General features: G+C 64.0%; 11 protein-coding genes. 5 read left to right on the top strand and 6 right to left on the bottom strand.

Annotated elements, in window-relative coordinates; translation table 11 throughout:
* Positions 1–61 precede the first annotated feature (61 nt).
* The 5 genes from GGQ98_RS02495 to GGQ98_RS02475 form a co-directional block, all read right to left on the bottom strand.
* Complete coding sequence (locus GGQ98_RS02495) at positions 62–2,488, bottom strand: penicillin acylase family protein (RefSeq protein WP_184064618.1); 2,427 nt, start codon at positions 2,486–2,488, stop codon at positions 62–64.
* A 15-nt stretch (positions 2,489–2,503) separates the two neighbouring features.
* Complete coding sequence (locus tag GGQ98_RS02490) at positions 2,504–3,700, bottom strand: M20 aminoacylase family protein (RefSeq protein WP_184064615.1); 1,197 nt, start codon at positions 3,698–3,700, stop codon at positions 2,504–2,506.
* 114 nt (positions 3,701–3,814) lie between these two features.
* Positions 3,815–5,422: an AbgT family transporter gene (locus GGQ98_RS02485; RefSeq protein WP_341534111.1), complete on the bottom strand. Its 1,608-nt coding sequence runs from the start codon at positions 5,420–5,422 to the stop codon at positions 3,815–3,817.
* 83 nt (positions 5,423–5,505) lie between these two features.
* Complete coding sequence (locus tag GGQ98_RS02480; protein ID WP_184064609.1) at positions 5,506–8,505, bottom strand: TonB-dependent receptor domain-containing protein; 3,000 nt, start codon at positions 8,503–8,505, stop codon at positions 5,506–5,508.
* Between the two features lie 178 nt (positions 8,506–8,683).
* Complete coding sequence (locus GGQ98_RS02475) at positions 8,684–9,601, bottom strand: LysR family transcriptional regulator (RefSeq protein WP_184064606.1); 918 nt, start codon at positions 9,599–9,601, stop codon at positions 8,684–8,686.
* Between the two features lie 103 nt (positions 9,602–9,704).
* On the opposite strand from GGQ98_RS02475, the gene leuC reads away from it, so the two are divergent.
* From leuC to GGQ98_RS02460, 3 genes are read left to right on the top strand one after another with little or no spacing between them, the layout of a single operon-like run.
* A complete protein-coding gene (gene leuC, locus GGQ98_RS02470) occupies positions 9,705–11,135 on the top strand; it encodes a 3-isopropylmalate dehydratase large subunit (RefSeq protein WP_184064603.1) in 1,431 nt (476 codons plus the stop codon).
* Positions 11,135–11,764 carry a 3-isopropylmalate dehydratase small subunit gene (gene leuD, locus GGQ98_RS02465; RefSeq protein WP_184064600.1) on the top strand — a complete coding sequence of 210 codons (630 nt, stop codon included), beginning with the start codon at positions 11,135–11,137 and terminating at the stop codon, positions 11,762–11,764. Before leuC ends, leuD begins: the two co-directional genes overlap by 1 nt.
* Positions 11,748–12,653 (top strand): alpha/beta fold hydrolase, encoded by a 906-nt coding sequence (locus tag GGQ98_RS02460; RefSeq protein WP_184064597.1) that lies wholly within the window; start codon positions 11,748–11,750, stop codon positions 12,651–12,653. The genes leuD and GGQ98_RS02460 overlap by 17 nt, the downstream gene beginning before the upstream one ends.
* A gap of 51 nt (positions 12,654–12,704) precedes the next feature.
* Here GGQ98_RS02460 and GGQ98_RS02455 read toward each other — a convergent pair whose 3' ends face one another.
* Positions 12,705–15,494, bottom strand: a complete 2,790-nt coding sequence (locus tag GGQ98_RS02455; RefSeq protein ID WP_184064594.1) for a TonB-dependent receptor plug domain-containing protein — start codon at positions 15,492–15,494, stop codon at positions 12,705–12,707.
* Between the two features lie 155 nt (positions 15,495–15,649).
* Between GGQ98_RS02455 and GGQ98_RS02450 the strand changes: the two genes are divergently transcribed.
* Both GGQ98_RS02450 and GGQ98_RS02445 read left to right on the top strand, forming a co-directional pair.
* Positions 15,650–17,593 carry a CocE/NonD family hydrolase gene (locus GGQ98_RS02450; RefSeq protein WP_207791211.1) on the top strand — a complete coding sequence of 648 codons (1,944 nt, stop codon included), beginning with the start codon at positions 15,650–15,652 and terminating at the stop codon, positions 17,591–17,593.
* A gap of 79 nt (positions 17,594–17,672) precedes the next feature.
* The gene (locus tag GGQ98_RS02445) at positions 17,673–19,631 is read left to right on the top strand and encodes a serine hydrolase domain-containing protein (protein WP_184064591.1); all 1,959 of its coding nucleotides are present in this window, start codon (positions 17,673–17,675) and stop codon (positions 19,629–19,631) included.
* Positions 19,632–19,682 lie beyond the last annotated feature (51 nt).

Here is a 19,682-nt window from a genome sequence, read left to right as displayed (position 1 = left end):
CGCCCGCCGAGGAATTGCTGTCGCTGCGGGGCGGTGCTGCACGGTCGCTGTCCGCTGCGCGCTAACGGGTCTGCGGCCGGTATTCGAACGTCACGCTCGACACTGCGGTCCTGCGTATCTCGTCGGGTGCGAGCGAGATTTTCTTGAGCTCGTTTGTTTCGTGCATCATGGTCTGGTCGGTGAGGTGGGGATTGCCCTTGCCGTTGGGGTCGATGAACAGATTCTGTCCCCCTGCATCGACGACCGAATAGAGCGCGCGGTGATCGCGCCCGATTTCCATCAGGCCGACCCAGCTCTCGCCGCCGTTGTGCGGCGCCATCGTCGGCCCCAGCCGCAGGACCGCAGACAGGCGGCGCTCGGGCGCATCTTCCGCCATTTGCGGGCGATCTGGCGTTTCGAGCGCGGCGTCGAAATATTTCCAGAAGACGGGATGCTTCCACTCGGCCATGTCCTTGCCGGGGAAGCGCGCCTTGACCTCGGCAATCGTCGCCTTGATCGTGTCGATCATGACGGCGGTGCGGTCGCGTCCGTTGAAATAATCGACAGCGAGCGGCGCGCCTGCGGCATCCCCCTGAAACGCGCGCAGCAGAAGGCTGGTTTGATAGGTGAGATAGCGATCCGCATCGATCTTTTTCCACCAGTCGCCGATGTCGTCGCCGAACAGCATCCGCGGTGCGATTTCCAGCCATGCGCGATAGAGGGTGAGGCCCGGGTTGTCGTATTTCTGATCGGCGTCGCGATCCTGATAGAGGCCGTTGAAGCTGAGCATATATTCGCCGGCGCGCGCGACTTCGGAATCACCGCTGGCGGTGATCGCATTGCGGATGTAGGGCGCGAAGAAATCGGGCGCCGTCTGTGTGCGGTCGACCGCGCCGAGCGCGTTGAACATGCGCCCGTTGAAATCGCGCATGTCGAGCAGCGACAGCGACGTGCCGGCACCGGCGAGCCGGTCGCCGAGCCAGGTGCGGTATACCGCGCCGATCCGCGCATTGTCGCCTTCCTGCGACCAGCTCGTGGCCTTGCTGTTCCAGGCGAAGATATAGCCCTGCGCCGGGTTTATCGTGTGCGGCTTTTCCTGCGGCGTAAGGAAGCCGGTCCATTCGTATTCGCCTGTTCCGGGCGTCGGCAGGCGCGGATCGACTCCGGCGGCCTTTTTCGGAAGCGCGCCGCCTTCAAAATAGGCGATCGTGCCGTCCTCGCCGCCGTAGCAGGCGCCGAGATTCCAGCCGAGGCGATCGACGCCCTTTTCCCTGAATTCCGCGAGGCTCTTCGCGCGTCCCATTTCGGCAAAGGCGACCCACGTATCGAGTTCCCTGCCGTGGACGCCCATTTGCTGCGAATAGGCGGTGCCGTTTTCGATGTTCCAGGCGATCACCGGGCCGTGGATCGTCCAGGCGACTTCGTGTGTGACCGGCGCGCCGCCTTTGACCGTGATGGTTTCGGTCCGGCGCTCCATTTTTTTCCATTCGCCCTTGTGCCGGTATTCATAACGGTTTCGGGGATTCAGTTCTTCAGCGAAAACCGTTCCGGCTTCGCTCTTGCCCGACACCATAAGCCAGCCGTGCTGCGCTCCGCGTCCCATGGTGGGCACGCCCCAGCCGTTCGAACCGAAGCCTGCGTTATCGAAACCGCCGCCGTGCAGGTGAATTTCAGGGCCGTCGGCGGTGGCTTCCAGCATCAAGACCTTGCCGCTGGCCGATTTCCGGGGCGCGATAACCATGCACCGGCTGGCACCCTGCACCGGACCGAGCGGGGCGGCTTGCGCGGCCGCAGATGTCACGCCGCCCGGCGGCAGCTGCGCAGGTGACAGGACGGGCGCGGGGATCGGCCGGGCAGGGGCTAGATCTTCGCCGGCCGGAATGATCGTGGGCGAATCCGGGTCCGAGATCGGCACCACGTCGTTGAAGATCTGCCAGGCCTTTTCCCGGCCGTAGCGATCCGTCATGTCTTTCAGAAATTCGAGATTCCGTATTTCGTAGGTGTCGCGGCCAAGCGGCGCGGCGGTAATCAGGGCGAGATATTCGGTCAGGCTCCAGCGCGTCGGTTTGATGCCCCAGCGAATGAATTCGAGCGGGGTCAGGCGGCCCGGATCGGCGTTCACGTCATCGATGCGCTTGTTGATCCCGTCGACCATCGCCTGGATCATCTTCCGGTGCTCGGGCGCGAGCGCGCGATAGCGCCGTATCAGCGTCTCGTCGGTGAGCTTGCGGCTGCGCATGACCTTGTCAGCGTCGATCGCCGAGGCGCCCAGCAGCTCTGCCCGGCGTCCCTGGGTATTGTGCCGCGCCAGTTCCATCGCGGCGAGCCGATCATGCGCGATCGCGTAGCCTGCGCCGAACATCACTGCGTCCGAGGTCTCGCCCTGCACATGGGGCACGCCGAAGCCGTCGCGATAGATGGTCACTTGCCCGGCGGTGTCGGCCTGCGCCTGCGCCGCGTGCAATGAAACCAAAGTGCCCAGCAGCACGGCAGTGATTGAACGGCGCATGACAGGTGTCTCCCGTTATTTCGGCAGGAACGTCTCGGCCAAAGCGACCCACAGCGCAGCGCCCGTGGGCGAAATGCTGTCGTCGTAGGCATAGTGTGAATTGTGCAGCATGACCGATCCGGGGCCTTCGTCGCCGTTGCCGAGCAGGAGGAAGCAGCCGGGAACGACATCGAGATAGCGGGCGAAATCCTCTCCCCCCATGCCCGGCGTGTCGAGATCGACGAAGCGGTCCGGGCCGACGACACCGATCGCGATCTCGCGCACTTTGGCATAGAGATCGGAGGGGTTGTGCAGCGAAGGGTAGCCCCGCTCGTAGTGAAGTTCGGCGGTCGCGCCAAAGGATGCAGCGACACCGGTGACGATCTCGCGCAGCCGCCGCTCGACCGCATCCTGACTCTGCCGCGACAAGGTGCGGACGGTGCCGCCGAGACGGGCATCGTCGGCGATGATGTTGAAGGCGGTGCCGGCGTCGAATTTGCAGATCGAAACGACCGCTGCGTCCATCGGATCGGTGTTGCGCGCAACGATGCTCTGCACCGCGACGACGATCTGCGACGCGACGAGGATCGGATCGATCGTCAGATGCGGGCGCGCGGCGTGCCCGCCTTTGCCCGACACGGTAATTTCGAAGCGGTCGGCGGCGGCATAGAGCGGCCCGGCACGTCCGGCGAGCTTTCCCGCCGCGATGCCGGGGCGGTTGTGAATGCCGAAAATTGCCTCCATCGGGAAGCGTTCGAACAGCCCGTCGCGGATCATCGCGCTCGCGCCGCCATCGGGGTCGCCGCCGGGGCCCTGATAGCCGAGCGATTCTTCGGCGGGTTGAAAGATCAGGTGGACAGCGCCATCGAAATTGCGCGTTGCGGCGAGATGTTTCGCTGCGCCGAGCAGCATGGTCGTATGCCCATCGTGGCCGCAGGCGTGCATCACGCCCGGCGTGCAGGATCGATGATCCGACTGGGTAAGCTCGGTCATCGGAAGGGCGTCGATATCGGCGCGAATGCCGATCGCGCGCTGCGATTGCCCGGCGCGGATCGTCGCGACGATGCCGGTGCCGCCGATCCCGGTGTGAACCTCGTCGACCCCGAACGCGTCAAGCAGATCGAGAATGAAGCGCGCGGTTCCCTGTTCGTGAAATCCGAGCTCGGGATGCTGGTGGATGTGCCTGCGCCAGGCCGTCATGTCCGCCTCGAGCGATGTCAAATCAACCGACATTGGAACGCTCCCTTCTCGCGCGGCGGCAGGGCTGAAGTTAGAATCGGCACGCGCTCGACCCCAATGCTTATTGAACATTGTTGCATGTTTCTGCCCGTTTTCACCCCTCTTCCCTCAGGGCGCGGTGTGGCCCGGAATGTCATAAAAGACCTGCGCGCCGGGCCCGAGGGGGAGATCGAAGGCGACCCAGCCGACAGTCATCGCGATCCCTGCCGCCATGAAACAGAGCGCATAGGGCAGCATCAGCGCGAGCAGCGAGCCGACCCCTATCGACTTGTCCCACCGCTGGCAGAAGACGAGGACAAGCGGGAAATAGCTCATCAGCGGGGTCATGATGTTGGTGTAGCTGTCGCCCATGCGATAGGCGGCGGTCGTCATTTCCGGGCTGATGCCGAGCAGCATGAGCATCGGCACCACGACCGAGGACAGCACGCTCCATTTCGCCGTCGCCGATCCGATGAAGAGATCGAGCACAGAGGACATGAGGAGAACGCAGACGAGGAGGAGCGGGGCAGGGAGGTTCATGCCCTGCAGCTTTTCGGCGCCGCTGATCGCGATGATCGGGCCGATGCCCGACCAGTTGAACATCGCCACGAAATGCGCGGCGAAGAAGACGAAGACGAGATAGGGCGCGATCGTCTTCACGCCTTCGCGCATCATCTCGATCACATCCGCTGAACCTTTTATTATTCCTACGGCGCGGCCGAACACGGTGCCGGTCAGCAGAAACAGGATAAACAATGCCGCGATGATCGAGGCGTAAAGCGGTTGGAGGCGGATCGGGCCTTCGGCGTTCTGATCGATGAAGGGCGTGTAGCCGGGCCACAGGCACAAGGCGGCGAACCCGGCCACGACCAGCAGCGCAGCGATACCGGCATGACGGAGGCCCCGGCGCTCGTCGTCGCCGAGGGCGCCTTTCTCGAGGTCCGCGCGCAGCTGGTCGTCGATTTCCTCGTCCCACGTCCCGAGACGCGGTTCGACGACCTTGTCGGTGAGGAACCAGATGATCGGCGTGAAGACGATGACGATGCCCAGGATGAAATACCAGTTGCCCAGCGGGTTCATCGTCCAGCCGGGTTCGACAATGCGGGCGGCTTCCTGCGTGAAACTGAACAGCAGCACATCGAGCTGGCCGGGCATGATGTTCCCGGCATATCCGCCCGACACGGCCGCGAGCGCCGCCGCGATCCCGGCGAGCGGATGGCGCCCGACGGACGCGAAGAGCACGGCCGCCATCGGGATCAGCACGACATAGGCGGCGTCGGCGGCATGATGCGAAACCATGCCGACCACCGCGATGATCGGCGCCATGTACCGGCGCGGCGTGTTGCGAAGCGAGCCGCGGATGAGCGCGAAGAACAGCCCGGACCGCTCCGCTACGGCCACGCCCATCATGATGGTCAACACGATGCCGAGGGGTGCGAAATTCGCATAGGTTCGCGGCATCTCGGTGAACAGACGCGCGATGTTTTCGGCGGAAAAGAGGCTGGATGCCCGGTACGTGAGCATGCCGTTTTCGATTTCCGCATTGGCGGGGGCGTTCGTGCCCGAGAAGGGAAGCGATGCCGTCCATCCCAGAGCTGCCCCGAGTGCGGAAAGCAGCATCAGTGCGACGATCAGATAGATGAAGATGATCGTCGGGTCGGGCAGGTAATTGCCCACACGCTCGATGAAACCCAGAAGGCCCCTTTGACGGACAGGGCGGACGGTTTCAGCAATCACGATTGCACCTCCTGCCGGGCGGAACATGTGCAGACACTATGAGGCTCGCGCTCGGACGCGAGCCTCAACATGTGGAGCCGGGATCAGAAGTTTACGTCGAGCCCCAGCCGGATGACCGGGCCGAACTGATCGAAGCCGCCCCCTGACGGATCGATGACCTGGACCGATTCCATATCCGGCAGTTTCTCGTTGAAGAGGTTGGAAACGCCGAAGGAGAACTTGGCTTCCTGTCGCCCGTTCATCGGCAGCGTGTAGGAGGCCGAGATGTCGTTGTAGAAGCGCGAACCCGTCCGGTCGGGCGACAGCAGTTCGCGGCTGATCCCGGGCGACCTGTCGGTCAGCGCCTGGCTCGACTGATAGCGGCCTTGCCAGCCGAGCGTCAGAGGGCCGTTCGCGTAGGTCATGCTGAGGACGCTCTTGTACTTGGGATAGCCGTAGAAGCCTTCGAGCACGGTGTAGAGATCCGGCCGCGACTGGAAGGTGTAGGTCCGCAGGCGGTGCAGGTAGGTGAAGGCGAGATTGGCCGAGATGCGACCGCTGCCGACAGGGTGAGCATAGAAAAGCTGAGTATCCAGACCCGAGGTTTCCAGCTTCGACGTGTTCACATAGGTGCTGTTGCCCGTGGTGATGCCGAAGAAGTTCGGGCTGGCCGTGTTCGACTCACGGGTGATGAGTGCGCAAAGATCAAGATCGGGTCCGCCTGCACGATCGACGCAATTCTCGGCAATCTGCTGCGGGCTGAGGAAGCTGATCGCATCGTCGATCTCGATGTTGAACCAGTCGACCGAGAGTTGAAGCCCCGGCAGGAAGGCGGGTGTGAACACGAAGCCCGCCGTCCAGCTGTCGGAGACTTCAGGCCGGAGGTTCTCGTTGCCCGAGACGATGAAGGGCACGCCGATCCCGCCGTTCAGCGGGACGAAGCCCGAGGGACGACCGAGCGCGGCGCAGTTGGCCGCGCGGTTGGGGTTGAGGCCGAGGTTGGTCTGCGCGCAGGGGTCGTTCACATTGGTCGTCTGCCCTTCGCTCGGGCGGAAAGCCTCGAAGATGTTCGGTGCGCGGATGGCCCGGCTGATCGTCGCGCGAAGGCGCAGGCCGTCGGTCGGTTCCCAGATGGTGCCCGCCTTCCAGGAGGTTGCCTGCCCGGCGTGGCTGTAATCGGCATGACGCACGGCGCCTTCGACCGACAGGAGTTTGGCGAAGGACACGTCGCTGAGGATCGGGACGTTGAGTTCGCCGAACAGCTCGGTGACGTGATAGCCGCCCTCGTAATCCTGCGTCGCGGCCTGGTTGGTGAGACCGGCCTTGACGAGAGGATCGGTGGTGCGGCCGTTGCGTTCCTCGCGATATTCGGCACCGAGCGCGAAGCCGACTGCGCCGCCGCCGGGCATGGTCAGGAATTTCGCGGTATCGCCCGCAAGCGAGAAGCCCGCAGTCGTCTGACGGACGAAGGCGTCGGAAACGGTCGTCGTTGTGACGAAATCGCGCGCTTCCTGCGAGCTGGCGACAGAGCCGAAGGGGTTGAACGGGGCGCAGGCCGCGTTGCCGACGATGCTGGGCGGCGTGTAGCCGGGCGGCTGGAGCGCCGGTACGTTCATCCGGCAGGCGGCCTCTCCCGTGTCGGGATCGATGACCGAATCGAGCGCGGCGTTCAGATTGGGAACGAGCAGGCGATTGTAGCCGATGAACTTCGCCTTGGTGCGGCCATAGGTGGCGTAGACGTCGTAGCGCAGGTTTGAAACGCCGGTCTCGACCTCGCCCTTGAAGCCGCCGACGAACGAAAGACTGTTACGATCGACCTGACTGTAGCGCAGGCCAAGGTCGGTGTAGAGCCGGTCCATGCGCACCGTGGTTGCGCCGGCGGCGAGCAGATCCTGGCGGAAGTCTTCATTCAGGAAGGCGTTCTGCGCGACGTTGATCGGCGTACCCGACCGGATCACCGGCTGACCGCGCCCGAGGCTCGACGTGTTGTTGTAATCGACACGGAAATAGCCGCTGACGCTGTCGCTGAAATCGTAATTCGCGCTCATGTTGATGTTGTAGCGCTCGATTTCGGGAACGATGGAGATCGAATCGTCGAAGCGGAAGCAGGCAGCGCCGCAATTTTCGAAGATGCCGAACAGGCTGCCGTCGGTCAGGCTGGGCGTCGGGAAGGGGCGCACGGTGCCGTCGTCGTTGAAAGCGAAACGTCCAAGACCGCCGGTGTCGTTGCTGAAGCCGACAACGCCGTAACCGGAAAAGCGAAGCGCCTCGGCGCCGGGTGCCAGGATCATGTCGGGGATGCCGTCGTTCGGCCCGGTGTCGGCAGGATTGAGCATCGCGACATTGTTCTTCATGCCGGCCTGCGCAGGCGTGATTTCCTGGACCTTCGTATAGTCAGCGGCGAAGGTGATGTTTCCGCGGCCGTCCCCGAAATTCTTGCCGGCGACGAGGCTGCCGCCATAAGTGAATCCTTCGGGGCCGCGTGCGGGCTGCGAGCCGTTCACCGATACGCGGACGCCGTCGAAATTTTCCTTGAGGATGACGTTCACGACGCCGGAGACGGCATCGGAACCGTAAATCGCCGAGGCGCCGCCGGTGATGACTTCAATGCGCTCGATCAGGTTGGGGTTGATTGAATTGAGATCGATGGCTGCGCTGTCGGTCGCGCCGGCGACCCGGCGCTTGCCGTTGACGAGCACCAGCGTGCGGTTCGAACCGAGGCTGCGCAGATCGACGACGGCGAGGCCGCCGCTGTTTTCACCGCGCGAACCCGACGCGCCGGTCTGCTGGCTCTGCTGCATGCTGCCCGAGAAGCCGATCGACGGCTGCTGCGCCAGCGCGCGGCCGATGTCGAACTGGGCATTGTTGTTTTCAAGCGCGTCGGATGTCACGACGCCGACGGGTGTCGGCAAATCGAGCACCGGACGACCGATGCGCGAGCCGGTTACGACGATGGTGCTGTCGTCTGCTATCGCCGTGTCGCTTGCATCGGCGGCATCCTGCGCGCTCGCGGTGCCTGCCAGCCCTGCGCAAACCGAAATTGCGAGAAGGGATGTGGAAATCGTGAACTTGCGACTGTTCGCCTTTGTCGTTCCCTGAATCATTTTTTTCTCCACCCTGAACCCTGCCAAAGCCGCCACCCGTCGGCCAGTGCAAGGGCCCAGAATGTCTATGGGCATGCGGACAGCGATCCCAATGCCGGTTCGACATAGAATCATTCGTGCGGCCTGAGAGGTGCCGGCGCAGCATTGTTACGCGGCCGGGAAGGCGCCGGGTCTCCGTTCAGGCGCTTTGGGCCTTCACGGAGGCCTTGACCATGCTCCAGAAGGCTTCGACGCTGGGGCTGCGCCGCGCGATCGGTTTGTAGATCCGGATTTCGATCGGGACGTGCCAGCGCGCATCGCCTGACGCGACGAGGCGGCCGCTGTCCATATCGGCGCCCGCGAGGCTGAGGGGCGCCCAGCACAGCCCGCGCCCGTCGCGCGCCATCGAGAGAAGCGCGGTCGCCATATGCGAACGGAACACCGTGCGAAGCGACGCGGAGCCTGCGGAAATCACCTGCGCCGCCTGAAGAATGCGGCCCATGCCGGACTTGTCCTCGAACTCCAGAAAGGGAAGCGGCTGATCGTCGTTTCCCGGCAGCACGTAGGTCGGCGATCCGTCGTCCGAAGGCGCCGCCACCGGCAGAAGAATATCCTGCCCGAGCCGAAGCGAGGTGAAGCCGGCCGGATCGAGGCGGTGCGCGGCGGCCGTATGATGATGGCAGAGCAGAAAGTCCGCCTTGCCTTCCAGCATGAACCGTTCGCAGGCAACCATATGATCGGCGATCAGCGTGATGGTTCCGGCCTCATGCCCGTCGCTCACGCTGCGGAGCCAGGACGGGAAGAAGGTCGTCGACAGCGCGTGGGTCGATGCGAAGCGGATTTCGTTGCTGAGCGTACCCCCGATTTCGCGGACGTGATCGCGGCCGAGCGTCAGCCGCCGCAACAGATCTTCGGCGAGAACGCGGAACGCCTGACCCGCCTCGGTGAGGGCGATTCGATGCGTATCGCGATCCACAAGCGTCGCGCCGACCCAGTCCTCGAGCGCACGGATGCGTCGGCTGAAGGCCGGCTGGGTGAGGTTGCGAGCCTCCGCAGCGCGGGAAAAATTACCTTCATCGGCGAGCTTGATGAAGTCCTCTAGCCATATGATATCCATGTGAATCCACTCGTCGCATCAATTGATACTGTCCCGGCATTGGCCTCGCCCAAAGTCGGCACGGTAAGCCCGGCCCTGCGAAGCCGCAGAGAAAGGTATGAGAATGTCGGCGTCAAGAACGCTCTACGACAAGATCGTCGACGAACACCGCATATTATCTTTCGGAGACGGCGGCGGCGCCGGCGAACGATTGTTGCTCTATATCGATAGAACGGTGCTCAACGAATATACAAGCCCCCAGGCGTTCAGCGGCCTGCGCGACGCCGGACGCAAGCCGTGGCGGCCGGAGGCTTCGCTGGGTGTCGTTGACCATGTCAATTCGACCAACCCCGACCGCGAAGCAGGCAAGCTCGACGACGGCGCGCGCCGACAGATCGAATATCTCTCCGAAAACGGGCGCGATTTCGGAATAGAGATTTTCGACCTGCTCGACCCCCGGCAAGGCATCGAGCATGTCGTGATGCCCGAACTCGGGCTCGTGCTTCCGGGCATGGTCATTGCCGCAGGCGACAGCCATTCAACGACTTACGGCGCGTTCGGGGTGGTCGGCTTCGGCATCGGCACATCCGATATCGAGCATCTGCTCGCGACACAGACGCTGATTTACCGGCGGCTCAAGACGATGCGGATTACCGTTGATGGCCGGCTGGCCCCGGGCGTGACGGCGAAGGATCTCATCATGGAGGTGATCCGCCGTATCGGCGCCGACGGGGCGGGCGGTCATGCGCTCGAGTTCGCGGGGGAGGCGATCGACGCGCTCGGTGTCGAGGCGCGCATGACGATCTGCAACATGGCGGTTGAATGCGGCGCGCGCGTTGCGCTGATGGCGCCCGACGACAAGGTCGTGGATTATATCGAAGGGTGCTCTCGCGCGCCGTCCGCCGATCTTCTCGCGCGCGCGCGCGCCGACTGGCAGGTGCTGCGCAGCGACCCGGATGCCCGCTTCGACAAAGAGATTTCGCTGGCCGCAGGCGACATACCGCCGATGGTGAGCTGGGGCACGAGTCCGGATCAGTCGCTCGCGATCACGGACAGGGTTCCCGATCCTGAGACGCTTCCCGCCGATCGCCGCGCCGATGCCGTTCGCGCCCTGACCTATATGGGGCTGACGCCCAACATGGCGCTGCAGGATATCGCGATCGACCGCGCCTTCATCGGGTCTTGCACCAATGCGCGCCTGTCGGACCTGCGCGACGCGGCGAGCATATTGAAGGGACGCAAGGTCGCGCCGGGCGTTCGGGCGATGATCTCGCCGGGCAGCAGCGGCGTGCGCAGCGCCGCCGAAGCCGAAGGGCTCGACCGGATCTTTATCGAAGCCGGGTTCGAATGGCGGCGATCAGGGTGTTCGCTCTGTCTCGCGATGAACGACGACAGCCTTGCCCCGGGAGAAAGATGCGCATCAAGCACCAACCGCAATTTTGAAGGACGGCAGGGGGTCGGCGGCAGGACGCACCTGATGAGCCCGGCGATGGTTGCGGCGGCGGCCGTCAGCGGTCGATTGGCCGACGTGCGCGCGCTCGCGGCTGCGTTCTGATGGAACACTTCATTCGTCTGTCGGGCCGGGTTGCAGCCATGCCCGCCGCCAATATCGATACCGATGTCATCATGCCGAAGGCCTACCTGAAGGGTATCGACCGGTCGGGACTTGCCGCCGGCCTGTTCCATGACCTGCGCTTCGATGAAAGCGGCGGAGCGCGCCCCGGGTTCATCCTGAACCGGCCGGATATGGCGGAGACCCGCTTCCTGCTCGTCGGACCCAATTTCGGTTGCGGGTCGTCGCGCGAACATGCTGTCTGGGGTATGCTCCAATATGGCATCCGGGGCATCATCGGCTCCTCCTTCGGCGCGATATTCGCCGACAATGCGGCGAACAACGGCCTGCTCCTGCTGTCCTTGCCGCCCGCGCAGCTTGCCGAACTCGCAGCGGGTCTCGATGACGGGGCGGGGCACATGACGGTCGATCTTGAAGCGCAGCGCATCGAGGTGGCCGCCTATGCCGGAAGTTTCGATATCGATCAGGCGCTGCGCCGGACGCTGATGCTCGGGCTCGACCGGATCGGTGAGACGCTGACCCATGCCGATCGCATTCGGTCCTTCGAGCAGGCCTATCTCGCTGCCAGGCCGTGGCTTATGAATGGGCGCGGTGATGAGCGCGCATCCTGAATACAGCGAGTTGATGCCGGGGTTCCGGTGGCACGATATCGATGCCGGCGGGGTCCGCATCCGCGCTGCCGTCGGGGGTGCGGGGCCGCCTCTGCTTCTTCTCCACGGCCACCCGCAAACGCACCTTACCTGGCACAAGGTCGCGCCCGAACTGGCGAAGCGCTTCACTGTCGTCGCCACCGACCTCCGGGGGTACGGCGACAGCGAGAAACTGCCGGGCGACCCGGACCATCGGACCTATTCGAAACGCGCGATGGCTGCGGATCAGGTGAGGGCGATGGCCGCGCTCGGCTTCGATCGGTTCGATGTCGTCGCGCATGATCGCGGCGCGCGCGTTGCGCACCGGATGGCGCTCGATCACCCCGCCTGCGTTCGAAGGCTGGTGTTGCTCGACATCGCACCCACCGCGACGATGTATGCGCAGACGAACCGGGAGTTCGCGACGCGGTATTTCTGGTGGTTCTTCCTGATCCAGCCGTTCGACCTGCCCGAGCGGATGATCGCGGCCGATCCCGACCATTTCCTCGACCGTCACCTTGCCGGGCAGATAAAGATCGAGGGATCGCTCGATCCGCGCGTGGTGGCCGAATATCGTCGCTGCTACCGTGACCCGGCTACGCGCCATGCAATTTGCGAGGATTACCGTGCAGCGGCAAGCATCGACCTTGAACATGACGCAGCGGACGAGGGGCGGCTGATCGAAGCGCCGCTGCTGCTGCTCTGGGGCGATCGCGGGACAGTCGGGATGCTGTTCGATGTCGAGGCAAGCTGGCGCTCAAAGGCCCGCGACGTGCGCGGCCGGGCTCTGCCGTGCGGCCATAGCCCGCAGGAAGAGGTGCCCGAGCGGCTGTTGGCGGAGCTGGATGCTTTTTTGCCGGGCACGAACTGAGGGTTCGGCAGGCGCGGGCCGTAAGCTGCGCGCCTGCCGAACGAGAGTGGATCAGAACTTGGCGCGGGCGCCCATCGTGAAATAAGTGCCGACCGCGTCGTGATAGACCGGCCCGGTGGGGCTGATCGGCGGAGCGCGATCGAACACGTTGTTGACGCTCGCCGACAATGTGAACCTGTCGCTCACCTTGAACTGCGCGCCGAGATCCAGGTAGGTGCGGGCACTGATGTCGTTATTGACGAGAATGCCGTCCAGCTGGTGATTGAACTTGCCGCTGCCGACATAACGGATGCGGGCGTCCAGACCCAGATATTCGGTTTCGTAGGTGAAGCTCAGCACACCGCGCCATTTGGGTATGGAGTTGGCCGTGCTGCTGCCGAGGTCACCCGCCGTGTCGATCCGCGAGATGCCGGTGTCGAACACGAACTTGCGAACGTGCGTGGCAAGGGCGCGAATCCGCAGCGAGCCAAGACCGCTGCTGACTTCGGAAAGATCGGCGAGATACGACGCTTCGATATCAAAGCCGGAGGTTTCGAAGCGCGCGATATTCTGCGAGTTCGATTGTACCTCTATCACCGTGCCGGTTCCATCGCGCGTGATCCGGTCGCAGGCCGCCGTGTTTCCGAGGCGGCAGGCGAGCGTCAGGCTCGATGCGTTGAGCGTGGTGATCGCGCCGCTGATCGTAATGTCGTAGTAATCGACCGACAGGTTGAAGCGCGGCATGAACTGCGGCGTGAAGGTTGCGCCGATCGTCGTGGTCTTGCTGATTTCCGGCATCAGGTCTGGGTTGCCGCCCGCAAAGGTGGTCACCTGCTGCGGGGTCGGGTTGTAGCCGGGGTTCGCTGCGGCGCGACCCTCGGTATCCTGATCGACAAGCGGGCCGACACCGATCGAGCGCACGGTGAAAAGCTCGGCGATGGTGGGCGCCCGGATGTCGCGCGAGCGTGTGCCGCGCAGCAACAGCGTGTCGAACAGCCCGACCGTGGCACCCGCCTTCCACGCCCAGATGCCGCCGCTGCGGCTATAATCCGAATACCGCGCCGCGCCGTTCAGATCGATCTTGACGGTGCCGTCGACGTCGAGAAGCGGCAGCGCGACTTCGCCGAACGCTTCCTTCACGTTGAAGCCGCCGCTTACGGGCGTGCCGTAAAGGTTCAGGGGGCCGTAAGCGCCGGCAAGGTCGAGCGCGCCGCTCTTGGAAACCTGCTCCTCCCAGCGGGCTTCAGCGCCGAACGCGACCGAGACCGGGCCGGCCCACAGCGAGAAGAGGTCGCCCAGGATTTCGACCGAGGCGGCATCCATCTTGCTGGTGGTGTTGTTGCGCTGGGTGCCGTGCGTATAGGCAAGCGCCTCGGCGGACGGGCCGTTGTAGCCGAACAGGTTCAGCGGACGGCAGGCAGCATCGTCGTTCGAGGGGTCGAGATCGGCGTTGATTCCGCAAACGATCTGCCCGCCGCTTTCCACGGCGTTGATCGCATTGTTGAAACGCGAGACGATACGCGCGTTGCTCACCCGCTGCCGCCATTCGATTTCGCCGTGGCTGTAGTGCGCGCGCAGCAGCCAGTTGGAGCCGAGATCAGCGTCGAGCCCGATCGCGCCTTCGATCTGTTGACGCGTGCCGTCGTAGCGGAGCATGAGCGGGCCATCGAAAAACCGTCCGTACGTGAAGCTCGTTTCGCCCGCGTCCGCAAGCGCGCCGCGAATTTCGGGGGAAAGGAACGGATTGTTCGCCTGCATGACAAGGTTGGCCGACGCGCCGATGTCGGGAATGAAGTTGTAGTCCGCACGTGAACGACCGTAGGTCGCGTCCGCCCACAGCCTGATTCCGTCCATATCATAGCTGGCCCGCGCGAAGGTGCTGATCCGCTCAAGCGGCGTGGTGACGGCAAGGGCGTCGTAGAGGCCAACCGCGTCAGCGCCGCCGACGACCTGCGCCGGGAAGGCCACCGAGGGGTCGGCTGCGAGCGAGGTGCCCGCGCGATAGGTTCTCAGCGTGCCATCGTTGTTGAAGATCTGCCCCGCGAAGATGCCGCTCTTGATGAGGCCTTCCGAAGCCTGATTGCCGAAGTTGACGTCGCGCAGCAGAACCTGCCGCGGGTCGGTCGGGTCCGTCGGATTGAGACGGACGATACCCGCGCTACCGAGATTGCGGCGCGAATTGCGATCCCTGATCGAGGCGTCTTTTACATATTCACCGCTGAACAGCAGCTGTCCGCGCCCGTCCGCGAAGGACGTTCCCATGGTGAGGTCGGCGCCGTAGCGCCGTCCGTCACCGCGCGAGGAAATGCCGGTCTGGCCGCCGATCGTGATACCCTCGATGCTGTCCTTCAGGATAAGGTTCACCACGCCCGCGACCGCGTCCGAACCGTAGGCCGCCGAAGCACCGCCGGTGACGATATCGACGTTCTTGATCAAGCCCAGCGGCACGTAGTTGAGGTTGTTCTGCCCCACAAAGCGGCGACCGTTCACCAGCGTCAGCGTCCGATTCGCGCCGAGTCCGCGCAGATCGACCGGCGCGTTTCCGCTCGACGTGTTGCCCACGGACACCTGCGGCGTCGTGGTCGGGCGGAACTGCGGCGAATCGTTCAGAACCTGCTGGAGGTTCGACCGCTGGCCCTGGCGAATTTCATCGGTTCCAAGCACCGTCGTCGGAGTCGGCTGATCGAAGCCGACACGCGCGAGACGCGAACCCGTGACGATGATTTCGTCGATTTCCGGCGCAGCCTGCTGAGTCGCTTCGGACTGAGCGTAGGCCGGCGCGGCGAACGCCAGGCCCGCGACAAGCGCGGTAAAGCTGATGCCAAGCGCGGCATTATGAATCGTTTTTTGAGTGCTTCGCATTTCCACAGTCCCCGTTTTTGCAATATCAATGCAGCACTCATTGCTATCATCCCAAACAGGACAATGATATCAGATCGGGACACATGTTGTCTGTTTTGTTCTGGTGTGTCACCGAAACGTCTCACTGTGTGAACAAGGGTAGCGGGAGGGGTCTGATGCGCCGACTGGCTGAATGCTCGCGGTTGTTTGCGAGCGCGCTTTTGATGGCGGGGCTGCTGCTTGGCCTTTCGCCGCAGGCGGCGGGGGCGCAGGATCTGGCGAAATACACGCCCGAAGCGCTGGACAGCGAACTCACTCGGGTGGCCGACAGCAGAACCGCGGTGATGGTCCCGATGCGGGACGGGGTTCGGCTGTCCACGAATATCTACACCCCGAAAGGAAAACGCGGGCCGCTGCCGGTTATCCTCTGGAAGACGCCCTATAGCGAGCACCGGCTTCGGGGGGCGTCGCTGCGGTTTGCCATTGAAGCCGCGAAGCGCGGTTTCGTCTTCATCGTCCAGAACGAGCGCGGGCGCTATTTTTCCGAAGGGACGTGGGAGCTTCTCGGTTTTCCGCAAACCGACGGCTATGATACTTTGTCGTGGATTGCTTCGCAGGGATGGTCGAACGGCAAGGTCGGCACGCTCGGCTGTTCATCGTCGGCCGAATGGCAACTGGCGCTCGCGGCGCAAAATCATCCGGCACATGCCGCGATGGTTCCGATGGCTGCTGGCGCCGGGATCGGCAAGGTCGGGCGCTTTCAGGAGCAGGGCAACTGGTACACCGGCGGCGTTCCGCGCAATCTGTTCTTCGTGTGGCTGTACGGGGTGGACAATCCCCTGCGCGCGCAGCTTCCCGCCGACATCGATGAAGCGGCGCGGGCGCGCGTGTCGCTTTATAACGATCTTGCCGCGACGAAGCCCAAGGTCGAATGGGCAAAGCATATTCGGCACCTCCCCGTATCGGCGCTGCACTCCAGCCTCGGCGAACCGGCCGGAACCTTCGACTCGCTGATCCGCCGGACGCCCGGCGATCCTGCGTGGCGCAGCGGCGGCCTGTATCACGACGACATGGGCTGGGGTGTTCCCGCGCTCTGGTTCAACAGCTGGTACGACGTTTCCGTCGCCCCCAATCTTGAACTGTTCAACCACGCACGCGCGGCGGGCACGGACGCGGAGGCCAGCGCCAACCAGTATGCGGTGATCGCGCCCGGCACGCACTGCGCCTTTCTGGGGCTCGGGCCCGACCTCGTGGTCGGGGAGCGGAAAATGGGCGATGCGAGCTTCGATGTTCTCGGCAGCGTGTTCGGCTGGTTCGACCGCTGGCTGAAAGGTGATGCCAAGGCCTTTCCCGCATCGACCCCGCACGTGCAGTATTTCCTGATGGGCGAAAACGTGTGGAAGGGCACCGAGAGCTGGCCGCCGCGCGGAACGCAGCCGACGCGGCTTTATTTTCAAAGCGCGGGGGATGCCAACAGCCTTTACGGCAACGGGCGTCTGGTGATGTCGCCGCCCGCTAGTGAATCCTCGGATCGCTTTACCTATGACCCCATGAATCCGGTGCCGACGGTCGGCGGGGGCGACTGCTGCAACGGCGGGCTGGTGATCCCCGGCGCTTTCGACCAGCGCGGTGTTGAAGCGCGGCGCGATGTTCTGGTCTATTCGACCGAGCCGCTTGCCGAACCTGTCGAGGTCAGCGGTTTTGTCGAAACGCTCCTCCACGTCTCGTCGAGCGCGCCGGACACCGACTTTGCCGTAAAGCTGGTCGACGTCGCACCCGACGGCACCGCCTGGATCATCGGCGACACGATCCTTCGCGCGCGCTACCGCAACGGTATGGACAAACCTGAGATGATGAAGGCCGGCGAGATATATGCGCTCAAGCCGACACCGATCGCGACGAGCATCCGCTTCGGGGCGGGGCACCGCATCCGTATCGAAATCAGCTCGTCGAACTTTCCCAAGTTCGTGCGCAATCTCAACACGGGCGGGCCGAACGAAACCGAAAGCAAAGGCGTGGTTGCAGTGAACGGCATTCATCACGGCGCGGCCAGCCTGTCGTATGTGGAATTGCCCGTCGTGGGAAAGGGTGCGCTGCGATTCTCCGCTTCAGCGAACTGATCTGTTCGATGCTGCCTTGTCTTGTCCGCACTCCGTTATTTTACGTCTCGAATAATTTTGACCAAGAGGAACACGCGCCATGAAGCTGATATTGGCCCTAGTACTGATGAGCCTTCCCGTTGCCGCCGCCGCGCAGACACCGGCCGCAGCCGATACACCGGGCAAAACGGCAAGCGGCATCGAATATGTTCAGCCCAAGGACTGGACGGCGACGACGCAGGGCTCGGCGACCGTGTTTCTGGCGCCGGAAGGTGATCTGCGGATCGCTGTCGTCGATATCGGTGCCGCTCCGGATGCGGCGGCGGCTGCCGAAAAGGGCTGGGCCGCATTCCGTTCGGGCGCGACTCCGAAACCGCGTCTGGTGACGGCAGCGGCCCCCGGCGACGGGTGGGACGAGAGAACGACGCTCTCCTACGAGACGTCTCCGGCCGAGCGCGCGGTGCGCGCGGCGCTGGCGTTTCGCAAGGGTTCGCTTTGGACCGTGATGCTGATGGACGGCGCCGCTGCGACCGCCGCCAAGCGATCGGCGGCCGCATCGGTCGTGCAGCAGAACCTGCGACCGGCCGGATATCAGCGCGAGACATTCGCCGGGAAGACGGCCCATGCGCTGACCCCCGAACGCATTCAGACGATGCGTGATTTCGTTGCGGAAAGCGCGGCAGCGCTCGGCGTTCCGGGGGTGGGCATCGCGCTGATCGAAAAGGGCAAGGTGGTGTGGCAGGGCGGCGTCGGTGTGCGCGCGCTCGGATCGTCGGAGCCTGTCGACGAGAACACCAAATTCATGATCGCTTCGAATACCAAAGGTATGGCGACGTTGCTGCTGTCTGTCCTTGCGGACGAAGGCAAGCTGCAGTGGGACCAGAGAGTCGTCGATCTCTACCCTGCGTTCCGCCTGGGCGATGATGCCACGACCCAATCGGTGCAGGTGCGTCACCTCGTTTGCGCGTGCACGGGGCTGCCGCGAAAGGACTATTCTTTCATTCTGGCGGACGCAGGAGCACCGGCATCGGCGACCTTCGACGGACTGGCGCACACGCAGCCGACGAGCAAGTTCGGCGAGCTGTTTCAGTATAACAACCTGATGGCTTCGGCTGCGGGATACCTCGGCGGCGCGCTCAGCTATCCGGGTATGGAACTGGGCGCGGCGTTCGACCATGCCATGGAGGAAAAGATATTCGCGCCGCTCGGTATGCGCGATACCACCTTCGACTTCGAAAAGGGCATGTCCGGAAACTGGGCGCCGCCGCACGGCGTCGATATCAACGGGCAGATCGCGTTGATGTCGAACGACTTCAACTTAACCGTCTATCCGCATCGCCCGGCGGGCGGCGCGTTTTCGACCGCAGCAGACATGGCGCATTATGTTCAGCTCGAACTGTCGAAGGGCCTGACGCCCGGCGGCAAGCGGCTGGTCAGCGAGGCCAATCTGGTCGAGCGGCGCAAGCGCGGCGTGCAGGTGGGCGACGACAGCTGGTACGGCATGGGGCTTTTCGAACGGACGGCCTGGGGCGTTCCGGTGGTTACGCACGGCGGCACGCTGCTGGGCTATCACAGCAACTGGTATGCCTTGCCCGAAGCGGACGTGGGCGCCGTTATCCTTACCAACGGCGACACCGGCGCCGCGATGCTCGGGCCTTTCCTGCGCCGCCTGCTCGAAGTGCTCTATGACGGGAAGCCCGAAGCCGCGCGGGACGTCGCTGCCGCCGCGACGCGGGTCAAGGCGCAGGCGCAGGCTCGGCGCGAGCGTCTGACCTTTCCCGGCGATCCGGCGGTTCTCGCCGGGCTGGCAGCCCACTATCGGGATCCGTCCGTGGGCAATATCGCGATCATGGACCGCGACGGCCGGAAATGGATCAAGGCAGGCTTCATCGAAGGCCCGCTTGCTACGCGCGTGAATCCCGACGGGACCACTTCGCTCGTGTCGGCAGGCCCCGGCGCGATCCAGGTCGATGCCCTGGTCGGCAAGGCGGGCGATGTTCGCACGCTGACCATCAACGACGGGCAGCAACATCAATATGTCTATTCGGAGGTTCGCTGACGCCCGCGCGCGTCAGCCGGTGATCGCGGGGCACCGCCGTTCGGGTCTTTT

This window comes from Sphingosinicella soli (assembly GCF_014199685.1).
GTDB lineage: Bacteria > Pseudomonadota > Alphaproteobacteria > Sphingomonadales > Sphingomonadaceae > Sphingosinicella > Sphingosinicella soli.
The sequence above is the reverse complement of the archived record's forward strand: the minus strand, read 5'-3'. Positions and strand labels throughout refer to the sequence as shown.